The 15,925-nt window shown below is 68.5% G+C and carries 13 protein-coding genes; 4 read left to right on the plus strand and 9 right to left on the minus strand.

Annotation, left to right across the window (positions count from 1 at the left end):
• Positions 1-13: 13 nt before the first annotated feature.
• The 5 genes from ppc to gap form a co-directional block, all read right to left on the minus strand.
• Positions 14-2,821 (minus strand): phosphoenolpyruvate carboxylase, encoded by a 2,808-nt coding sequence (ppc, locus tag AWB92_RS14590; RefSeq protein ID WP_085186451.1) that lies wholly within the window; start codon positions 2,819-2,821, stop codon positions 14-16.
• A 153-nt stretch (positions 2,822-2,974) separates the two neighbouring features.
• Positions 2,975-3,208: a preprotein translocase subunit SecG gene (gene secG / locus AWB92_RS30180; RefSeq protein ID WP_066929551.1), complete on the minus strand. Its 234-nt coding sequence runs from the start codon at positions 3,206-3,208 to the stop codon at positions 2,975-2,977.
• A 30-nt stretch (positions 3,209-3,238) separates the two neighbouring features.
• Positions 3,239-4,024, minus strand: a complete 786-nt coding sequence (gene tpiA, locus AWB92_RS14600) for a triose-phosphate isomerase (protein WP_085186449.1) — start codon at positions 4,022-4,024, stop codon at positions 3,239-3,241.
• Positions 4,021-5,256 (minus strand): phosphoglycerate kinase, encoded by a 1,236-nt coding sequence (locus AWB92_RS14605; RefSeq protein WP_085186447.1) that lies wholly within the window; start codon positions 5,254-5,256, stop codon positions 4,021-4,023. Before AWB92_RS14605 ends, tpiA begins: the two co-directional genes overlap by 4 nt.
• 3 nt (positions 5,257-5,259) lie before the next feature.
• Entirely contained in the window at positions 5,260-6,279 is a 1,020-nt protein-coding gene (gene gap, locus AWB92_RS14610) for a type I glyceraldehyde-3-phosphate dehydrogenase (protein WP_085186445.1), read from the minus strand.
• 268 nt (positions 6,280-6,547) lie between these two features.
• Between gap and AWB92_RS14615 the strand changes: the two genes are divergently transcribed.
• On the plus strand, positions 6,548-7,294 hold the full coding sequence (locus AWB92_RS14615) for a beta-xylosidase (protein WP_085186443.1): 747 nt from the start codon (positions 6,548-6,550) through the stop codon (positions 7,292-7,294).
• A 67-nt stretch (positions 7,295-7,361) separates the two neighbouring features.
• On the opposite strand, the gene AWB92_RS14620 is transcribed toward AWB92_RS14615, so the two are convergent.
• The 3 genes from AWB92_RS14620 to AWB92_RS14630 form a co-directional block, all read right to left on the minus strand.
• Positions 7,362-8,222: a L,D-transpeptidase gene (locus AWB92_RS14620; RefSeq protein ID WP_085186441.1), complete on the minus strand. Its 861-nt coding sequence runs from the start codon at positions 8,220-8,222 to the stop codon at positions 7,362-7,364.
• Positions 8,223-8,324: 102 nt separating this feature from the next.
• Complete coding sequence (locus AWB92_RS14625) at positions 8,325-10,052, minus strand: DUF3556 domain-containing protein (protein ID WP_085186439.1); 1,728 nt, start codon at positions 10,050-10,052, stop codon at positions 8,325-8,327.
• Between the two features lie 143 nt (positions 10,053-10,195).
• Positions 10,196-10,615 (minus strand): hypothetical protein, encoded by a 420-nt coding sequence (locus tag AWB92_RS14630; protein ID WP_085186437.1) that lies wholly within the window; start codon positions 10,613-10,615, stop codon positions 10,196-10,198.
• 259 nt (positions 10,616-10,874) lie between these two features.
• On the opposite strand from AWB92_RS14630, the gene AWB92_RS14635 reads away from it, so the two are divergent.
• The 3 genes from AWB92_RS14635 to AWB92_RS14645 are packed head-to-tail and all read left to right on the plus strand — an operon-like array spanning position 10,875 to position 14,506.
• Positions 10,875-11,615, plus strand: coding sequence for a 1-acyl-sn-glycerol-3-phosphate acyltransferase (locus AWB92_RS14635; RefSeq protein ID WP_142282097.1), 741 nt, complete (start codon positions 10,875-10,877; stop codon positions 11,613-11,615).
• 3 nt (positions 11,616-11,618) lie between these two features.
• Entirely contained in the window at positions 11,619-13,238 is a 1,620-nt protein-coding gene (gene fadD12, locus AWB92_RS14640) for an acyl-CoA ligase FadD12 (protein ID WP_085186434.1), read from the plus strand.
• Positions 13,238-14,506 (plus strand): alpha/beta hydrolase, encoded by a 1,269-nt coding sequence (locus tag AWB92_RS14645; RefSeq protein ID WP_085186432.1) that lies wholly within the window; start codon positions 13,238-13,240, stop codon positions 14,504-14,506. The genes fadD12 and AWB92_RS14645 overlap by 1 nt, the downstream gene beginning before the upstream one ends.
• Positions 14,507-14,534: 28 nt before the next feature.
• Here AWB92_RS14645 and AWB92_RS14650 read toward each other — a convergent pair whose 3' ends face one another.
• Complete coding sequence (locus tag AWB92_RS14650; RefSeq protein WP_085186551.1) at positions 14,535-15,923, minus strand: wax ester/triacylglycerol synthase family O-acyltransferase; 1,389 nt, start codon at positions 15,921-15,923, stop codon at positions 14,535-14,537.
• Between the last annotated feature and the right edge of the window lie 2 nt (positions 15,924-15,925).

Here is a 15,925-nt window from a genome sequence, read left to right on the forward strand (position 1 = left end):
ACGGGGATGCCCGTCAGCCGCTGTTACGTAACGCGCTCGCCAGTCCGTTCATCGTCAGCAGGATGCCGCGCTGCACCAATTCGTCGTCGTCGCCGGAGCGGTAGCGGCGGAGCAGCTCGACCTGCAGGTGGTTGAGCGGCTCCAGATACGGGAAGCGGTTGAACACCGAACGGGCCAGCGCCGGGTTGTCGGCGAGCAGGTCGTCCTGACCGGTTATGAGCTTGTGCATGGCGATGGTGCGCCGGTGCTCGTCGGCGATCTTGTCGAACACCCTGTGCCGCAACGATTCGTCGGCCACCAGCTCGGCGTAGTGGGCCGCCAGGCCCAGGTCGCTCTTGGACAGCACCTGCGCCATGTTGGACAGCACGCTGCGGAAGAATGGCCACCGCTCGTACAGCTCGTGCAGGATCGCCACCCGCTCGGTTTCGCTCTCGGGGCCCGCCGCGATCCACTGCTCGAAGGCCGCGCCGGTGCCGTACCAGCCGGGGAGCATCACCCGCGACTGGCTCCAGGCCAGCACCCACGGGATGGCGCGCAGGTCGGAGATGGATTCGGTGGGCTTGCGCGAGGTCGGCCGGCTGCCGATGTTCAGCGACCCGATCTCGCTGACGGGCGTGGACGCCTTGAAGTACTCGACGAATCCCGGTGTCTCGTGCACCAATTCGGCGTAGGCGCGGTGCGCCAGCGCGGCCACCTCGTCGAGCACCGCGTAGGCCGGTTCCGCGGCGTCGCCGAGGCCCTCCACGTCGAGCAGCGTCGACTCCACGGTGGCCGCCACCAAGCTCTCCAGGTTGCGCCGGGCCAGTTGCGGTTCGGCGTATTTGGCGGCGATCACCTCGCCCTGCTCGGTGAGGCGCAGCGAGCCGTTCACCGCGCCGGGCGGCTGCGCCAGGATCGCCTGGTAGCTGGGGCCGCCACCGCGGCCGACGGTGCCGCCGCGACCGTGGAAGAGCCGCAACCGGATTCCGGTCTTGCGGGCCACCTCGACGAGGGCGAGCTCGGCGCGGTAGACGGCCCAGTTCGCGGCCAGGTATCCGCCGTCCTTGTTGGAGTCGGAGTAGCCCAGCATCACCTCCTGGCATCCGCCGCGGGCGTCCACCAACGCCCGGTAGATGGGCAGGTCCAGCATCGCCTGCAGGATCGACGCGCCATTGTGCAGATCGTCGATCGTCTCGAACAGCGGCGAAATGCCCAAGGGGCAATAGGGTTCCGGGCCGGACGCGTCCAGTAGCCCGGCCTCCTTCAACAGGATCGCGGCCTCCAGGACGTCGGACACCGACTGGCACATCGAGATGATGTAATTGGGCACCGCCGCCGGTCCGTAGAGTTCGACGGCGCGGGCGGCGGCCGCGACGACACCCAGCTCGCGGCGGGCCAGGTCGGACAGTTGCGCGCGGTCGCCGACCAGCGGCCGGCGGGTGGCCAGCTCCCCCGCCAGCAACGCGACCCGCTCGTCTTCGGCCAGCGAGGCGTAGTCCGGATGCACCCCGGCCCAGGCCAGCAGCTCGGCGACCACCTCCTCGTGCACGTCGGAGTTCTGCCGCATGTCCAGACCGGATAGATGAAAACCGAAGACATGCACGCTTTCTCGCAGCCGGGCCAGCCGATCGTCGGCCAGCAGCTCGGCGCCGTGCGTGCGCAGCGACGCGTCGATGATGTCCAGGTCGGCCCGCAGTTCCGCCGGAGCGGAGTACGGCCGCAGGCCCAGGTCGAGCTCGTGCTGCGGGCGGCGGTCCAGGATCTCGGTGCCCGTCGCGGTGAGGCGGGCCCGGACCACCCGCAGCGCGCGCCGGTACGGTTCGTCGGCGCGGGCGCTCTCGTTGCCGCCCTCGGCCAGGGCGGTCAACTCGGGGGTGACCGTGATCAGCCGCGCCGACATCGACAGCTCCTGTTCGAGCTCGGTCAGCTCGGCCAGGTAGTGCGCCAGCGCGGTGAACGCGGCGCTGCCGGTGGCCTGCCGCACGACGTCGGCGGTGACGTTCGGGTTGCCGTCGCGGTCGCCGCCGATCCAGGATCCGGGCTGCAGGATGGGTGACGAAAGCAGGTCGGCATCGGGCCAGCGCGCGCGCAGCGCCTCCCGGATCTCGGCGTTGACCTGCGGGATCACCTTGAACAGCGCGGCCGGGTAATACCGCAGGCCCACGTCGATCTCGTCGGTGATCTGCAGCCGGGACAGCCGGATCAGCGCGGTCTGCCACAGCGTAAGGACCTGGCGGCGCAACTCGAGCTCGATGTTGCGACCGTCGTCGGTCTCGGTGTGCCCGGCGGCGCGCAGCCGCATCAATTCGGTGATGCGGTGCTGGGTGACGAACACGGTGCGCCGGCGGGTCTCGGTGGGATGGGCGGTGATCACCGGGGACACCAGGGCGCCCCGCAGCGCGTCGGCTACCGTCGCCGAATCGAGCTCTGCCCGATCGAGTTTCGCGTACGTCGCGGCCAGGCTGCTGTCCTGCGGTGGCTCGCCGGCGGCGACGTGGACGTCGCGTCGGCGTTCCCGGTGGATGTCTTCGGCGACGTTGGCCAGCAGCGCGAAGTGGCTGAACGCCCGGATGATCGGGATGGCCTGGTGGATGTCGATGCCGTCGAACATCCGCGCCATGTCGGCCCGGTCGATCTCGGAGCGCCGCACCCGGAAGGACTCCACCCGCGCGCGTTCCACGAGCTCGAACACCTCGTCGCCGTTCTGCTCGCGCACGGTGTCGCCGAGGATGGTGCCCAGCAGCCTGATGTCGGCGCGCATCGGCTCGGTTGCCTCGCGGCCGACCCGGGTGCGTTGGACGGCGCCGATCGGTTCCAGCGCGATGTCGGAAGCCTCAGCCATGCGTCCCAGTATCGAGGCGGATCGCCCGGCCCGCCCGTCGAGCGGTCAGCGGTGTAGGCGTCAATCGCGGCCGAGTGTGCAATTCACGACGCACTATCGGCGTGTCGCGTCGTAAATTTCACGCTCGGCGGGACGACGGTGCGGATGGAGCGGTCAGCGGTACTTGATCAGCAGGGCCATGCCGATGATGCACACCAGCCAGATGCCGACGATGAACACCGTCAGCCGGTCGAGGTTCTTCTCCACGACCGTCGATCCGGACAGGCTCGACTGCACGCCGCCGCCGAACAGCGTCGACAGGCCGCCACCCTTGGCGCGGTGCAGCAGCACCAGCAGCACCACCAGGATGCTCGTGACCACCAGGGTGATCTGCAGGGCCAATTGCATGCCAGAAAGCCTACCGGTGCCCCGGCGACGTCACGGCAGGGGCCCGCCGGCGGCGATCGCCGCGAGGGTCGCGAACTGCTCGCCGTCCAGCGACGCGCCGCCGACCAGCCCACCGTCGACGTCGTCCTGTGCGACGAGTTCGCCGACGTTCTTCGCGTTCATCGAGCCGCCATAGAGCACCCGCACGGTTTCGGCGACCTTTGCCGAGGCGAGGGACGCCAACTCTTTGCGGATCGCCGCACAAACCTCCTGGGCGTCGGCGGAGCTGGCCACCCGGCCGGTGCCGATCGCCCAGACCGGCTCGTAGGCGATCACCACGTTGGCGATCTGCTCGGCCGACAGCCCGGCCAGCGAGCCGCGCAGCTGGTTTTCGCAGTAACTGACGTGCTCACCCGCCTCCCGGGTCTCCAGGTGCTCGCCGATACACACGATCGGGGTGAGCTCGTGCTTGAGCGCGGCGGCGGCCTTGGCGGCCACCAGCGCGTCGTCCTCGTGGTGGTAGGTGCGCCGCTCGGAGTGGCCGACGACGACGAACTGGCAGCCCAGCTTGGCCAGGAAGGCGCCGCTGATATCGCCGGTGTAGGCGCCCGAGTCGTGCGGGGACAGGTCCTGGGCGCCGTAGGTCAGCCGCAGCTTGTCGCCGTCGACCAGGGTCTGCACGCTGCGCAGGTCGGTGAACGGCGGGAGCACAGTTACGTCGACCTTGTCGTAGTACTTGTCCGGCAGCGCGAACGCGATCTTTTGCACCAGCGCGATCGCCTCGAAGTGATTGAGGTTCATCTTCCAGTTGCCGGCGATCAGTGGCTTGCGGCTCACGAGTCTCCTTGGCTTGGCTGGGGGCTGGCAAGCACCTCGATGCCCGGCAGCGTCTTGCCCTCCAGGTATTCCAGCGACGCTCCCCCGCCGGTCGAGATGTGCGAGAAGTCACCCTCCGGGATGCCGAGCGCGCGCACCGCGGCCGCCGAGTCGCCGCCGCCCACCACGCTGAAGGCGCCCTTGCCGGTCGCCGCGGCGATGGCCTCGGCCACGCCCTTGGTTCCGGCGGCGAATGCCGGGAATTCGAACACCCCCATCGGGCCGTTCCAGAAGATGGTCTCGGCGTTGGACAGCAGCGTGGTGAACCGCCGGACCGACTCCGGCCCGATGTCCAGGCCCATCTTGTCCGACGGAATGCGGTCCGCCGCAACGGTTTCCGCCGGTGAATCGGCGGCGAACTTCTCGGCCACCACGATGTCCACCGGAAGGTGCAGCACGTCGGCGTAGGTCTCACCCAGCCGGCGACAGGTGTCGACCATATCGGGCTCGAGTAGCGACGTGCCGACCGAAAGGCCATGCGCGGCAAGGAAGGTGAAGCACATGCCCCCACCGATCACGATGCTGTCGGCCTTCGTCGCCAGCGACTCGATCACGCCGAGCTTGTCGGACACCTTCGACCCGCCTAGCACCACCGCGTAGGGCCGCTTGGTCGAGCTGGTCAGCTGCTCGAGGACCCGGATCTCCTCGGCCACCAGCGTGCCCGCGTAGTGCGGCAGCAGGGTCGCGACGTCATAGACGGAGGCCTGCTTGCGGTGCACCACGCCGAAGCCGTCGGAGACGAAAGCGCCCTCCGGCCCGACCAATTCGACCAGCTGCCGGCCCAGCGCCAGGCGCTCGCCGTCGTCCTTGCTGGTTTCGCGCGGGTCGAAGCGAATGTTCTCCAGCAGCAGGATATCGCCGTCGGTGAGGCCCTCGGCGCGGGCCAGCGCGTCGGTCCCGACGACATCGCCGGCCAGCTGCACGTGCCGCCCGAGCTGGTCACCGAGCGCGGCGGCGACCGGCGCCAGCGACAGCTTCGGGTCGGCGCCGTTCTTGGGACGACCCAGATGCGCGGTGACGATGACCTTGGCGCCGGCCTCGAGCAGCGCCTGCAGCGTCGGCACCGACGCGGTGATGCGGCCGGCGTCGGTGATGGTCCCGTCATCCAGGGGGACGTTCAGGTCGGAGCGCACCAGCACGCCGCGGCCCGAAACCCCCTCGGCCAGAAGGTCTTCGAGAGTGGGGATGCTCACGGTTTACAGCGACTTGCCGACCAGTGCGACGAGGTCGATGAGGCGGTTGGAGTAGCCCCATTCGTTGTCGTACCAGGACACCACCTTGGCCTGGTTGTCGATGACCTTGGTCAGCCCGGAGTCAAAGATCGAGCTGTGCGGGTCGGTGACGATGTCGGACGACACGATCGGGGCGCCGTAGTACTTCAGGATGCCCTTGAGGCGGCCCTCCGCGGCGGCCTTGAACGCGGCGTTGATGTCCTCGGCGCTGGCGGCCTTGGCCAGCTCCACGGTCAGGTCGGTCACCGAGCCGGTCGGGATCGGCACCCGCAGCGCATACCCGTCCAGCTTGCCCTTCAGCTCGGGCATCACCAGCCCGATCGCCTTGGCCGCCCCGGTCGAGGTCGGCACGATGTTCAGCGCCGCCGCCCGCGCCCGACGCAGGTCCTTGTGCGGGCCGTCCTGCAGGTTCTGATCCTGGGTGTAGGCGTGGATGGTCGTCATCAAGCCCTTGACGATGCCGAACTCGTCCTGCAAGACCTTGGTCACCGGCGCCAGGCAGTTCGTCGTGCACGAGGCGTTGGAGATGATGTTCTGGCTGCCGTCGTACTTGTCGTCGTTCACGCCCAATACGATGGTGATGTCGGGATCGGTGGCCGGCGCGGAGATGATCACCTTCTTGGCCCCGGCGTCCAGATGGCCCTTGGCCTTGGCCGCGTTGGTGAACAGCCCGGTGGATTCCACCACCACGTCGACGCCCAGATCGCTCCACGGCATCGCCGCGGGACCCTCGCGCACCTCGAGCGCCTTGATCCGCCGGGTGCCCACCACGATGGTGTCCTCGCCCTCCAGGCTCACGTCATCGGGCAACCGACCCAAAATCGAGTCGAATTTGAGTAAATGCGCCAATGTGGCGTTATCGGTGATGTCATTGACGGCCACCACCTCGACATCGGCCGTCCCCTGCTCCTGCTGGGCCAGCAACGCCCGGTAGAAATTGCGTCCGATTCGGCCGAAGCCGTTGATACCCACTCGGACCGTCACTTGATCTCTCCCTGTCTTCTGATGTCTTCGGCGAGTCCGCTGATTACGCGCTCGCCGTCAGCCTAGATCAGTGACGCGCACCACCGCTTGCCGGTCACGGCGAACAGCCGCGGTAACCGGAGCATGTCTGGTTCGTATCGGTTCGATAAGCCCCGGAATCGTCGCGTGTGCAATAGCACCGGGGGGTCATACATTCGACACGGCTGCGGGACAGCTATGCGGTTCTGCTGCCGCATTTGATAGCGAACGCTAAAAGGAGTCGACGTTGATGACGGGCTTTGATCGGTTCAACATCACAGTTGGTGCCATCGCTGGGCTGTGTGGGGCCGCCATAGCGTTGAGCCCCGATGCGGCAGCCACCCCGCTGAAGACGGGCGGCTACGCGTGCATCCAGGGTCAGTCCGGCGAGGTCGGCGCTCCGGCAGCCGGCGGGCCGGTGGGCGCCGCCGGACCACTGGCCGCGGGCGCGCCGCTGGCTGGCGCACCCGAAGCGGGCGGCACACCGGTGGCCGGGCCGGGAGGCGGCGCGCCGGCACCCGGCGGGCCGGCACCGGCCGCCACCGTATGCACCTCCAGCGCCCCGCTCACCGACATGTCCGGCGTACCGGTCGTGGCGCCCGGGCCGGTTCCGGTGGTCCCGGCCGGCGCCCCGCTGATCGCTCTCGGGCCGCCGGTGCCGGCTGGTGCGCCGGTCCCGGTCGGTGCGCCGGTCCCGGTCGGTGCCCCCGTGCCCGTCGGCGCCCCGGTGCCGGTGGGCGCTCCGGTCCCCGTGGGTGCCCCGATCCCGGTGGGTGCACCGATCCCGGTGGGTGCGCCGGTCCCGGTGGGTGCCCCGATCCCGGTGGTGCCCGTCGGCGCTCCGCTGATTGCGCTCGCCGGTGGTCCGCTGGATGTCGCGGCGCCGGCCGCTCCGATCATCGACATGTCCGGGACCGGCAAGGGCGCGCCGACCGGTCCGGCGCCCGCCGGCGGCCCCGCGCCCGGCCAGCCGACCGCGCCCGGGCCCGCGCGCTGACCCGGATCCCCTTCCCAGTTACGAAAGAACCCGCCGGGCCGAGCCCGGCGGGTTTCTTTGTCATCTGTCAGCTGGGTGGGGCCTCCCACAGCAGCGGCGGCTGCGGCCGTGCCGGTGGCTGGCGCCGTGGCGTGTCCTCCACGATCACCGGGTCGCCGACGTGGACGGTGTTGTAGTACCACTCGGCGTCCTCGGGGCTCAGGCTGATGCAGCCGTGGCTGACATTCTCCAGGCCCATCGCGTTGACGGCCCACGGGGCCGAATGGACGAAGAGGCCGTGGCCGGTGATGCGCACGGCGTAGTCCACCGGGATCCGATATCCGTCGGGGTCGTCGACGGGAATGCCGACGCTGCTCGAGTCCATGACCACCGTGCGGTCCTTGGACAGGACGGTGTAGGAGCCGACCGGAGTCGGGTACTCGGGCCTGCCCATCGAGGCCGGCAGCACGCCTGCCTCACCCCAGTGGGGACGGTGGTGCGGCGCCGGCAGCGGCCCCGACTCGACGCCGTCAACGGTCACCGTGAAGGTGTGGTCGGCGATGTTGGCGGTCCCGACGACGGCGGGGCCGGTGGCGAATTCCGTGGGCCGTCCGCCCACCGAGAGCGCGACCGTGCTGTGCGCCGGCCAGTAGTGGTCGGGAACCCACTGCACGACCTCGTTGTCGAGCCATTCGAACTTCCCGGTCATCGGAGGGGCCGATGTGACCCGGACGGCGCGCTCGGCCGCGCGCCGGTTGGTTACGGGAGTGCTGAACGTCACCACCACGGCGTGCGCCACCCCGACCACCTCGCCGCGCGCGGGTGACACCGACGCGACGGCGGATCCATCCGACCGGGTGGCCGCGGCCAAGCGGATGTCGGTCGGCCCGGTGGCCACACTCGCAGCGACAGCGCTCACCGCAAGAACACACCGAACGACCGCTCGCATGGCTCCAGTCCCTGTTTAACTGACATGGTTGTAATAGCCATGGTACGGGCGTCGCGAACAGCGGAAGTGCAAGGGCGCGTTAGCGATTCGGTCAAGCCTGAGTCACGTTTCGGCTACGGCGCGCGTCGTGACGTGGACCGGGAACTCGTCGCCGGGCTCGGGCCACGGCTGGCGGCTCAGCATGTCCGCGACGTCGACGTAACCAGCCTCGATCACCCCGGCCTTGGCGTCGAGGATGCGGTACCACTGCTTTTGGATGTGGATCGGTTGGCCCTCGAGCACGATGACGCGGACGTCGCCCTCCTCGAACTGGCAGCGCCGTTGCACCGCCTCGAGCAGCTGCTCGTTGTGCAGGTGGCCCTCGCCGAAGTTCCAGCCGACCAACGGCCCGGCGACGACTTCGCCCTCGCGGATGCTGTATTCGGCCTCGTTGGCCTCTCCCCCCAAGGCGCGGGGCAACAGGCCGTTGAGCGCCCGGCCGTGCGTGTGCATCGCCCGGAACGCCGCCACCTTGTCCGACATCACCTCGGCGGTCCCGGCGCCGTACAGCTTGGCCAGCTGATTCACCACGAGCGCAGAGCTTTTCACGATGTCGGCTTCGATCTTGCCTTCGGCGCCGGCGCGGAAGCACCAGATGCTTGTGGCCCAGTTGCCCGCGTAGTAGCGCATCGCGGGCAGAAACGAAATCTTTTCGGGGAACATGTTTCCCGCGATCACCACGGCCACGGCGGCGAGGATGAGGGCGAGCAGTAAGGGTGACCGAAGGTCGGTGGCGCGGATCGCGCCGTAATGCCCGAACAGATAGAACAGCGAGAAGATGAAGAACACGTTCCACTCCAACGGGACCCCCATCGGGAGGTTGGAAATGATGTTGAGGTGGAAGATCACCATGAACGCGATCAGGAACCATCGCCATGGCGCATCGCCGGCGACGAACACCAGAACGGTCGGGACGACGAATTCCGCGGTGGTGCCACCGACGTGGGCCATCACCTTCGGTAACCAGGAGGGTCGCAGGTCGTTGACGTGATCGAGGTACAGCGCGTGCTTGAACGGGCTGAACAGCTTGGGCCGCAGCAGCGCGTTGTTGCTCGTCATCACCGACACGACGTACGGAAAGTGGTGGTTGAGCTTGGAGGTCGCCGCCCCCCACCACAGGCACAGCATGATGAGCTTGTAGGCCGCGATCTGGTCGGTGAACGGGAAGAAGAACACGAACAGTTTCAGCCAATAGTGTTCGCCGCGGGCCGCGAGGAAGATGGTCTTGTCGCGCAGACCCAGCACGGCCAGCGCCACGATCGTGGGCAGCACCCGGACGGGGTCGATCAGCGGGCCGGGCGCCAGCAGCGCCCACACCCCGCCGGCCAGCACGACCGCATAGAGGGCGACGTCGACGACGGTGCGGGCATCCCCGCGGGTGAACGGCACCTTGCCCGGCCACGCGGGCAACCGAATCGTGTTGGGCCGCAACCAATATAAGAATCCCCCGACCGGCGGCATGAACCGCCCGGTCAGCGGGCCGGACCCGCAGCCGAGGCCCAGCACCTCGAACAGCAGCGTGAAGACGATGAACTTCTGGTACACGATCGGCTGCGTCCACCACTCGCCGATGCGGCCCAACCCGCCCAGGCCGGGGGTCAGCGTGATGATCGCCGCCGGGATCGCGACGTACAAGGCGATCTTGAACAGGTACAGCAGATAGACCGCATACGGGGTCCCGAAACCATGTTCGGCCCAGTGCCGGGTCACGATCTGCAGTCGCGCTGCCCGTGGCCGTGCCAACCATGTGTCGGGGTCGACGTCCGGAAGTTCCGGTGACATGAATCCCATGGGCGGCCTCATTCCTGTCGCAGATGAAACCAGTTGTGCGAATACAATCTATCCGTAGCCTGTGAGGCAACGGTATGGGTCAGGCGAAAATCGCTGACGCGCAGCGTGATTGAGCCTTGAATGAGGCGGGGCGGCGCCGGCCCCTAACGGGTGGCGGCTCGATTCGGGGGCGGAAATCGACGCTGCAGCTTCTCGATCAGCCCGTCAAGGGTTTGGCGTTCCTGCTCCTCGAGGCGCGCCATGCGGCGAACGCTGGCGGCGCCTTCGGCATCGCCGGTGGCATCAGCGGTCGCGATCGCCTTCTGGTACTCCGCGAGCCGGTGCTCTATGTGGCGACGGTTCTGCACGAGCACCCGGCGGAAGTAGTCGGCCTGGCGGCGGTCGGCCGTCGCGGCCGCCGCGGTCGGGGACTCCGGCCTGGCCACCGGTTGGCGGACGTTGACCGGGCCGGGGCGTACCGCACTGCTGCGGGGCCGGCGCCCGCGCCGGTCGCGAACGCCGTTCGACACGTGCCCAGCGATCGAGCGAGTACCGCGCTCATCGGACAATCCGGCGACGTCCATTTTCGCCTCTTTTCGCTGGGCAGGGTCATTGGCCACGTAACAATAGCCCCCTCATCGGACCGGCGCCATAGGCATTGGCACTGGATACCTCCGTTGCAGGTTGGCTCAAACCGTCCTAGGGGTATTCGGTCGCTACCATCATGGGACTCGACGCGGCAGTGCCGCCGCGCCGGCAGCTCAAGGGAGAAATGTGACCGACACCGACAGCGAAGACATCGAGGACATCGACAAGTTCGATCCCGGTCTGACCCAGCGCGTGATGGGCGTGATGCGCCCCTTCCTGAAGACGTACTTCCGGTCCGAGGTGCGCGGCTTGGATTCATTCCCGCCCGGCGGGGCGCTGGTGGTCGGCAACCACTCCGGCGGCATGTTCCCCATGGACGTCCCGATTTTCAGCGTCCACTTCTACAAGAAGTTCGGCTACGACCGGCCGGTGTACACGCTGAGCCACGACATCCTCATGACCGGCCCCACCGGGCAATTCTTCCGGCGCACCGGCTACATCCGCGCCAACAGGGAGAACGCGGCCAAGGCCCTGCGGTCCGGCGGCGTCGTGGTCGTCTTCCCCGGCGGTGACTACGACGCCTACCGACCCACGCTCTCGGAGAACGTCATCGACTTCAACGGCCGCAAGGGATACGTCAGCACGGCGATCGAGGCCGGCGTGCCCATCGTTCCGGCGGTGTCCATCGGCGGCCAGGAAACCCAGCTCTACCTCTCCCGCGGCACGTGGCTGGCCGAGCGGCTCGGCGTGAAACGCCTGCTGCGCAGCGCCATCCTGCCGCTGTCGTTCGGCTTCCCGTTCGGGTTCAGCGCCGTGATCCCGCCCAATGTGCCGCTGCCCACCAAGATCGTGACGCAGGTACTCGAACCGATCGACATCGCCGCGCAGTTCGGCGACGACCCGGACGTCGACGAGGTCGACGAGCACGTGCGGTCGGTGATGCAGCAGGCCCTGCGCGACCTCGCCGCCAAGCGCCGTTTCCCGATCCTGGGCTGAGCCATGGCATCTCGAGTAGACGAGGCCCTCGGCATTTTTGGGACGTTACGGCGCGCCGGGATGATCGCGCCGATGCGCCCCGACCGCTACCTCAAGATCGCCGCGGCGATGCGCCGCGAGGGCATGGGCATGACCGTGGGCTTCGCCAGCGCGGCGCAGCGCTGCCCGGACCGTCCCGGCCTGATCGACGAGCTCGGCACGCTGACCTGGCGGCAGCTCGACGAGCGGATCAACGCGCTGGCGGCCGCCCTGCAGGGATTGCCCGAGGGGCCTCCCAAGGTGGTCGGGATCATGTGCCGCAACCACCGCGGTTTCGTCGAGGCCGTGGTGGCCGTCAGCCGGATCGGCTCCGACGTGGTGCTGCTCAACACGTCGTTCGCCGGGCCGGCGCTGGCCGAGGTGGTCGGCCGCGAGGGCGTCGACGCCGTCATCTACGACGAGGAGTTCACCGAGACGGTGGACCGGGCGCTTGCCGAGAAGCCCGACGCCACCCGCATCGTCGCGTGGACCAGCGGGCAGCACGAATTGACGGTGGAGAAACTCATCACCGACCACGCCGGACAGCAGCCTCGGCGCGGCAGCCGCAAGGGCCGGATGATCCTGCTCACCTCGGGCACCACCGGAACGCCCAAGGGCGCCAACCAAACCGGCGGCAACGCGGGGATCGGCACGCTCAAGGCCATCCTGGACCGCACGCCGTGGCGGGCCGAGGAAAACATCGTGATCGTGGCCCCGATGTTCCACGCCTGGGGCTTCTCGCAATTGATCTTCGCCGCGTCGATGGCCTGCACGATCATCACCCGGCGCAAGTTCGATCCGGAGGCCACCCTCGACCTCATCGACCGGCACCAGGCGACCGGCCTGGCCGTCGTGCCGGTGATGTTCGACCGGATCATGGAACTGCCGCCCGAGGTGCGAAACCGCTACAGCTGCAAGTCATTACGGTTCGCCGCGGCCTCCGGTTCGCGGATGCGACCCGATGTGGTCACCGCGTTCATGGACCAGTTCGGCGACGTGATCTACAACAACTACAACGCCACCGAGGCCGGCATGATCGCCACCGCCACCCCGGCCGACCTGCGGGCGGCGCCGGACACCGCGGGCAAGCCGGCGGGCGGAACCGAAATCCGAATCCTGGACAAGGAATTCAACGAGTTGCCCACCGGCGAGGTCGGCACCATCTACGTCCGCAACGACACCCAGTTCGAGGGCTACACCTCCGGCACCACGAAAGACTTCCACGCCGGGTTCATGTCGTCGGGCGACGTCGGATACCTCGACGACGCCGGGCGCCTGTTCGTCGTCGGGCGCGACGACGAGATGATCGTCTCCGGCGGCGAGAACGTCTACCCGATCGAGGTGGAGAAGACCCTGGCGGCGCACCCCGACGTCGCCGAGGCGGCGGTCATCGGCGTGGACGACGAGCAGTACGGGCAGCGGCTGGCGGCCTTCGTGGTGCTGGCTCCGGGCGCGTCCGCCACGGTCGACACGCTCAAGCAACACGTGCGCGACAACCTGGCCAACTACAAGGTGCCCCGCGAGATCGCCATCCTCGACGAGCTGCCCCGCGGCAGCACCGGCAAAATCCTGCGCAACGAGCTGCTGTCCCGGGTCGGCGGCTGATGCGGCTCGCCCGGACGCTGCGAAAGCCTCGCCCGTTGGCGCGCGCCGCGGTCGAACTTGCCAACGCCGCCAACGGATTACGGCCGCTGGCCCGCAAGGGTTACAGCACCGTCCTGGTGTTCTGGTTCGGCTGGCCGACGTCGGAGGTGCCCGGGGTGTACTTCACCGCCTCGCTGGTGGACGCGCTGCGCCGCGGGCGCCGCGGCGACTTCGCTGGGCGCCGCGGCAAGGCCGCGCTGGCGCTGACGGCCGCGTCCTGGGCCATCCTGGGTGTGATCAAGTATCGCGGCGTCACCACGCCGGGCCCGGTGCTGGAGGCGGGCCTGCGCGAACAACTGGGGCACGACTACGCCGAGGCGCTGGAGGCGCTGCCGCACACGAAGCCCACCCGCAGCGGGCGGCGCAGCCTGCCGCTGGGCAACACGGTGGCCCGCCGGCGCTACGTCGAGAAGACGAACGTGGTGTCCTACGGCCCGCACGGCCGCGCCAACCTGGCCGACATCTGGCGCCGCCGCGACCTGCCGCGCGACGCCAAGGCTCCCGTCCTGCTGCAGGTTCCCGGCGGCGCGTGGGTGATCGGAATGCGCCGCCCGCAGGCCTACCCGCTGATGAGCCACCTGGCCGCCCGCGGCTGGGTGTGCGTGTCGATCGGCTATCGGGTGTCACCCGTGCACACCTGGCCCGACCACATCGTCGACGTCAAACGGGCGCTGGCCTGGGTCAAGGAGAACATCGCGCGGTTCGGCGGGGACCCGGACTTCGTCGCGATCACCGGCGGCTCCGCCGGTGGGCACCTGTCCGCGCTGGCGGCGCTGACGCCCAACGACCCGCAATTCCAGCCGGGCTTCGAGGAAGCCGACACCTCGGTGACCGCCGCGGTTCCGGTGTACGGGCGCTACGACTGGTTTTCCACCGAGGGCGAGGGCCGCCCGGAGTTCGTCGCGCTGCTCGAAAAGTACGTCGTCAAAAGGAAATTCGCGACACATCGGCACATCTACACCGACGCCTCGCCGATCTGCAAGCTGCGCGACGACGCGCCGCCGTTTTTCATCCTGCACGGCCACGACGACTCCCTGATCCCGGTCGGCGAGGCGCAGGAGTTCGCCGAGGAGTTGCGTTCGGTGTCGAAGTCCCCCGTCGCCTACGCCGAATTGCCGCACGCCCAACACGCTTTCGACATCTTCAGCTCCCCGCGGGCGCACAAGTCGGCGGAGGCCGTCGCGCAATTCCTGTCCTGGGTGTACGCGAAGCATCCGCCCCGACGGTAACTAGCGTCGCGCCGGCCGGTCTAGGCGATCACTCCCGCGCCGCGGCCTTCTCCAGCTCGGTCAGCGCGGGCTCGATGGCGCGGGCCATCTCGTGGATGTCATTGGCGACTTCGGGGGTGGTGACAAAGCCGAAGTCCAAGTAGTTCTCGTAGGAGAAGCAAGTGATGTTCAGGGCGATGTCCATGACGGGCGGGCCGAGCGGCACCAGCGACTCCAATTTGGCGCCCGCCATGTACAGCGGCATCGGCGGACCCGGGACATTGGATACGACGAGGTTGACGGGGGCCAGGTTGCGCGAGAGTCCGGTAGCGGTGTAGGCGCGGGCGGCCAGCTGCAGCAATCCCGGGGGCGTGGTCTCGGTAAGACCCATGATCTGGTGTGCCGACAGCGCCTTGGCCATCCCTTTGGCGCTCTGGGTGCTTTCGTGGATGGCCATCAGCCGATCGGCGGGGTCTTCGATGTTGGTGGCCAGCGACGCGGTCATCGAGCTGATCTTGTTGCCGATGTCGCTCTTGCTTTCGTCGGTGCGCGTCGAGACTGGGATCTGCGCGATGAGCGGTTTGGCGGGCAATTCGTCGTGCTTCAGCAAGTACGTTCGGGCGGCCCCGGCCACGAGCGCCAGCACCACGTCGTTGAGCTTGACGCCGAAGGCGTCCTTGACGGCCTTGGCCCGGTCCAGCTCGACGCGGCAGCCGGTGATCCGCCGGTGCGGCGACACCGGTGCGTTGAAGCGCGTCTTGGGCGCTTCGAAGTAGCGCGGCGGCTTGCTGCTGACGCCCAGCGCGGCGACCTGCTGACGCAGCGTCTGCTCCACCAGCCGGGCGATGCGGAAGGGCGTCTTGACGCCGACGTTGATAAGCGCGCCGATCGCGCGCCGCTCCAGCCCCGGAAGCTGGAATCCCACCAGCGACCCGACCGTCTCCGTTTGCGGCGGACGGGGTTCCGGTGTGACGTCGAGCAGGATTTCGCCGAGCCCGGCGCCCGAGACTCCGTCGACAATCGCGTGGTGCATCTTGGTCAGCGTCGCCACCCGGTTGCCCTTGACGTTCTCGATGACCCAGAGCTCCCACAACGGTCGGGAACGGTCCAGCTTGTAGGACATCAGCCGACCCACCAGCTCGTCGACCTCGCGCCTGCCGCCCGGGGCCGGAACGGCGATGCGACGGATGTGGAAGTCGACATCGAGCTCTTCGTCCTCGACGAACCACGGCCGGTCCAGCCCGAGGGGCGCGCCGGTGACTCGCCACCGCAGCTGCGGCAGCTCGGGCAGCCGCTCGATGATCAGCTCGCGGACGCGTTCAAAGCTGTATTCGGGGGCATCGGTGAGATCGCAGATCGCCAGCGCACCCACATGCATGTGCCAGCCCGCGGTCTCCGCAGACCAAAACGCCGCATCGACACTCGAAAGCCGCTTCATGC

It is taken from the genome of Mycobacterium sp. IEC1808 (genome assembly GCF_002101935.1).
In the GTDB taxonomy this organism is placed as follows: domain Bacteria; phylum Actinomycetota; class Actinomycetes; order Mycobacteriales; family Mycobacteriaceae; genus Mycobacterium.

Bases quoted from the DNA above. Each gene is read 5' to 3' on its own strand.
- ppc (WP_085186451.1), bottom strand. From the start codon at position 2,821: ATGGCTGAGGCTTCCGACATCGCGCTGGAACCGATCGGCGCCGTCCAA.
- secG (WP_066929551.1), bottom strand. From the start codon at position 3,208: ATGCAATTGGCCCTGCAGATCACCCTGGTGGTCACGAGCATCCTGGTG.
- AWB92_RS14615 (WP_085186443.1), top strand. From the start codon at position 6,548: ATGACGGGCTTTGATCGGTTCAACATCACAGTTGGTGCCATCGCTGGG.
- AWB92_RS14620 (WP_085186441.1), bottom strand. From the start codon at position 8,222: ATGCGAGCGGTCGTTCGGTGTGTTCTTGCGGTGAGCGCTGTCGCTGCG.
- AWB92_RS14625 (WP_085186439.1), bottom strand. From the start codon at position 10,052: ATGGGATTCATGTCACCGGAACTTCCGGACGTCGACCCCGACACATGG.
- AWB92_RS14630 (WP_085186437.1), bottom strand. From the start codon at position 10,615: ATGGACGTCGCCGGATTGTCCGATGAGCGCGGTACTCGCTCGATCGCT.
- AWB92_RS14635 (WP_142282097.1), top strand. From the start codon at position 10,875: ATGGGCGTGATGCGCCCCTTCCTGAAGACGTACTTCCGGTCCGAGGTG.
- fadD12 (WP_085186434.1), top strand. From the start codon at position 11,619: ATGGCATCTCGAGTAGACGAGGCCCTCGGCATTTTTGGGACGTTACGG.
- AWB92_RS14645 (WP_085186432.1), top strand. From the start codon at position 13,238: ATGCGGCTCGCCCGGACGCTGCGAAAGCCTCGCCCGTTGGCGCGCGCC.
- AWB92_RS14650 (WP_085186551.1), bottom strand. From the start codon at position 15,923: ATGAAGCGGCTTTCGAGTGTCGATGCGGCGTTTTGGTCTGCGGAGACC.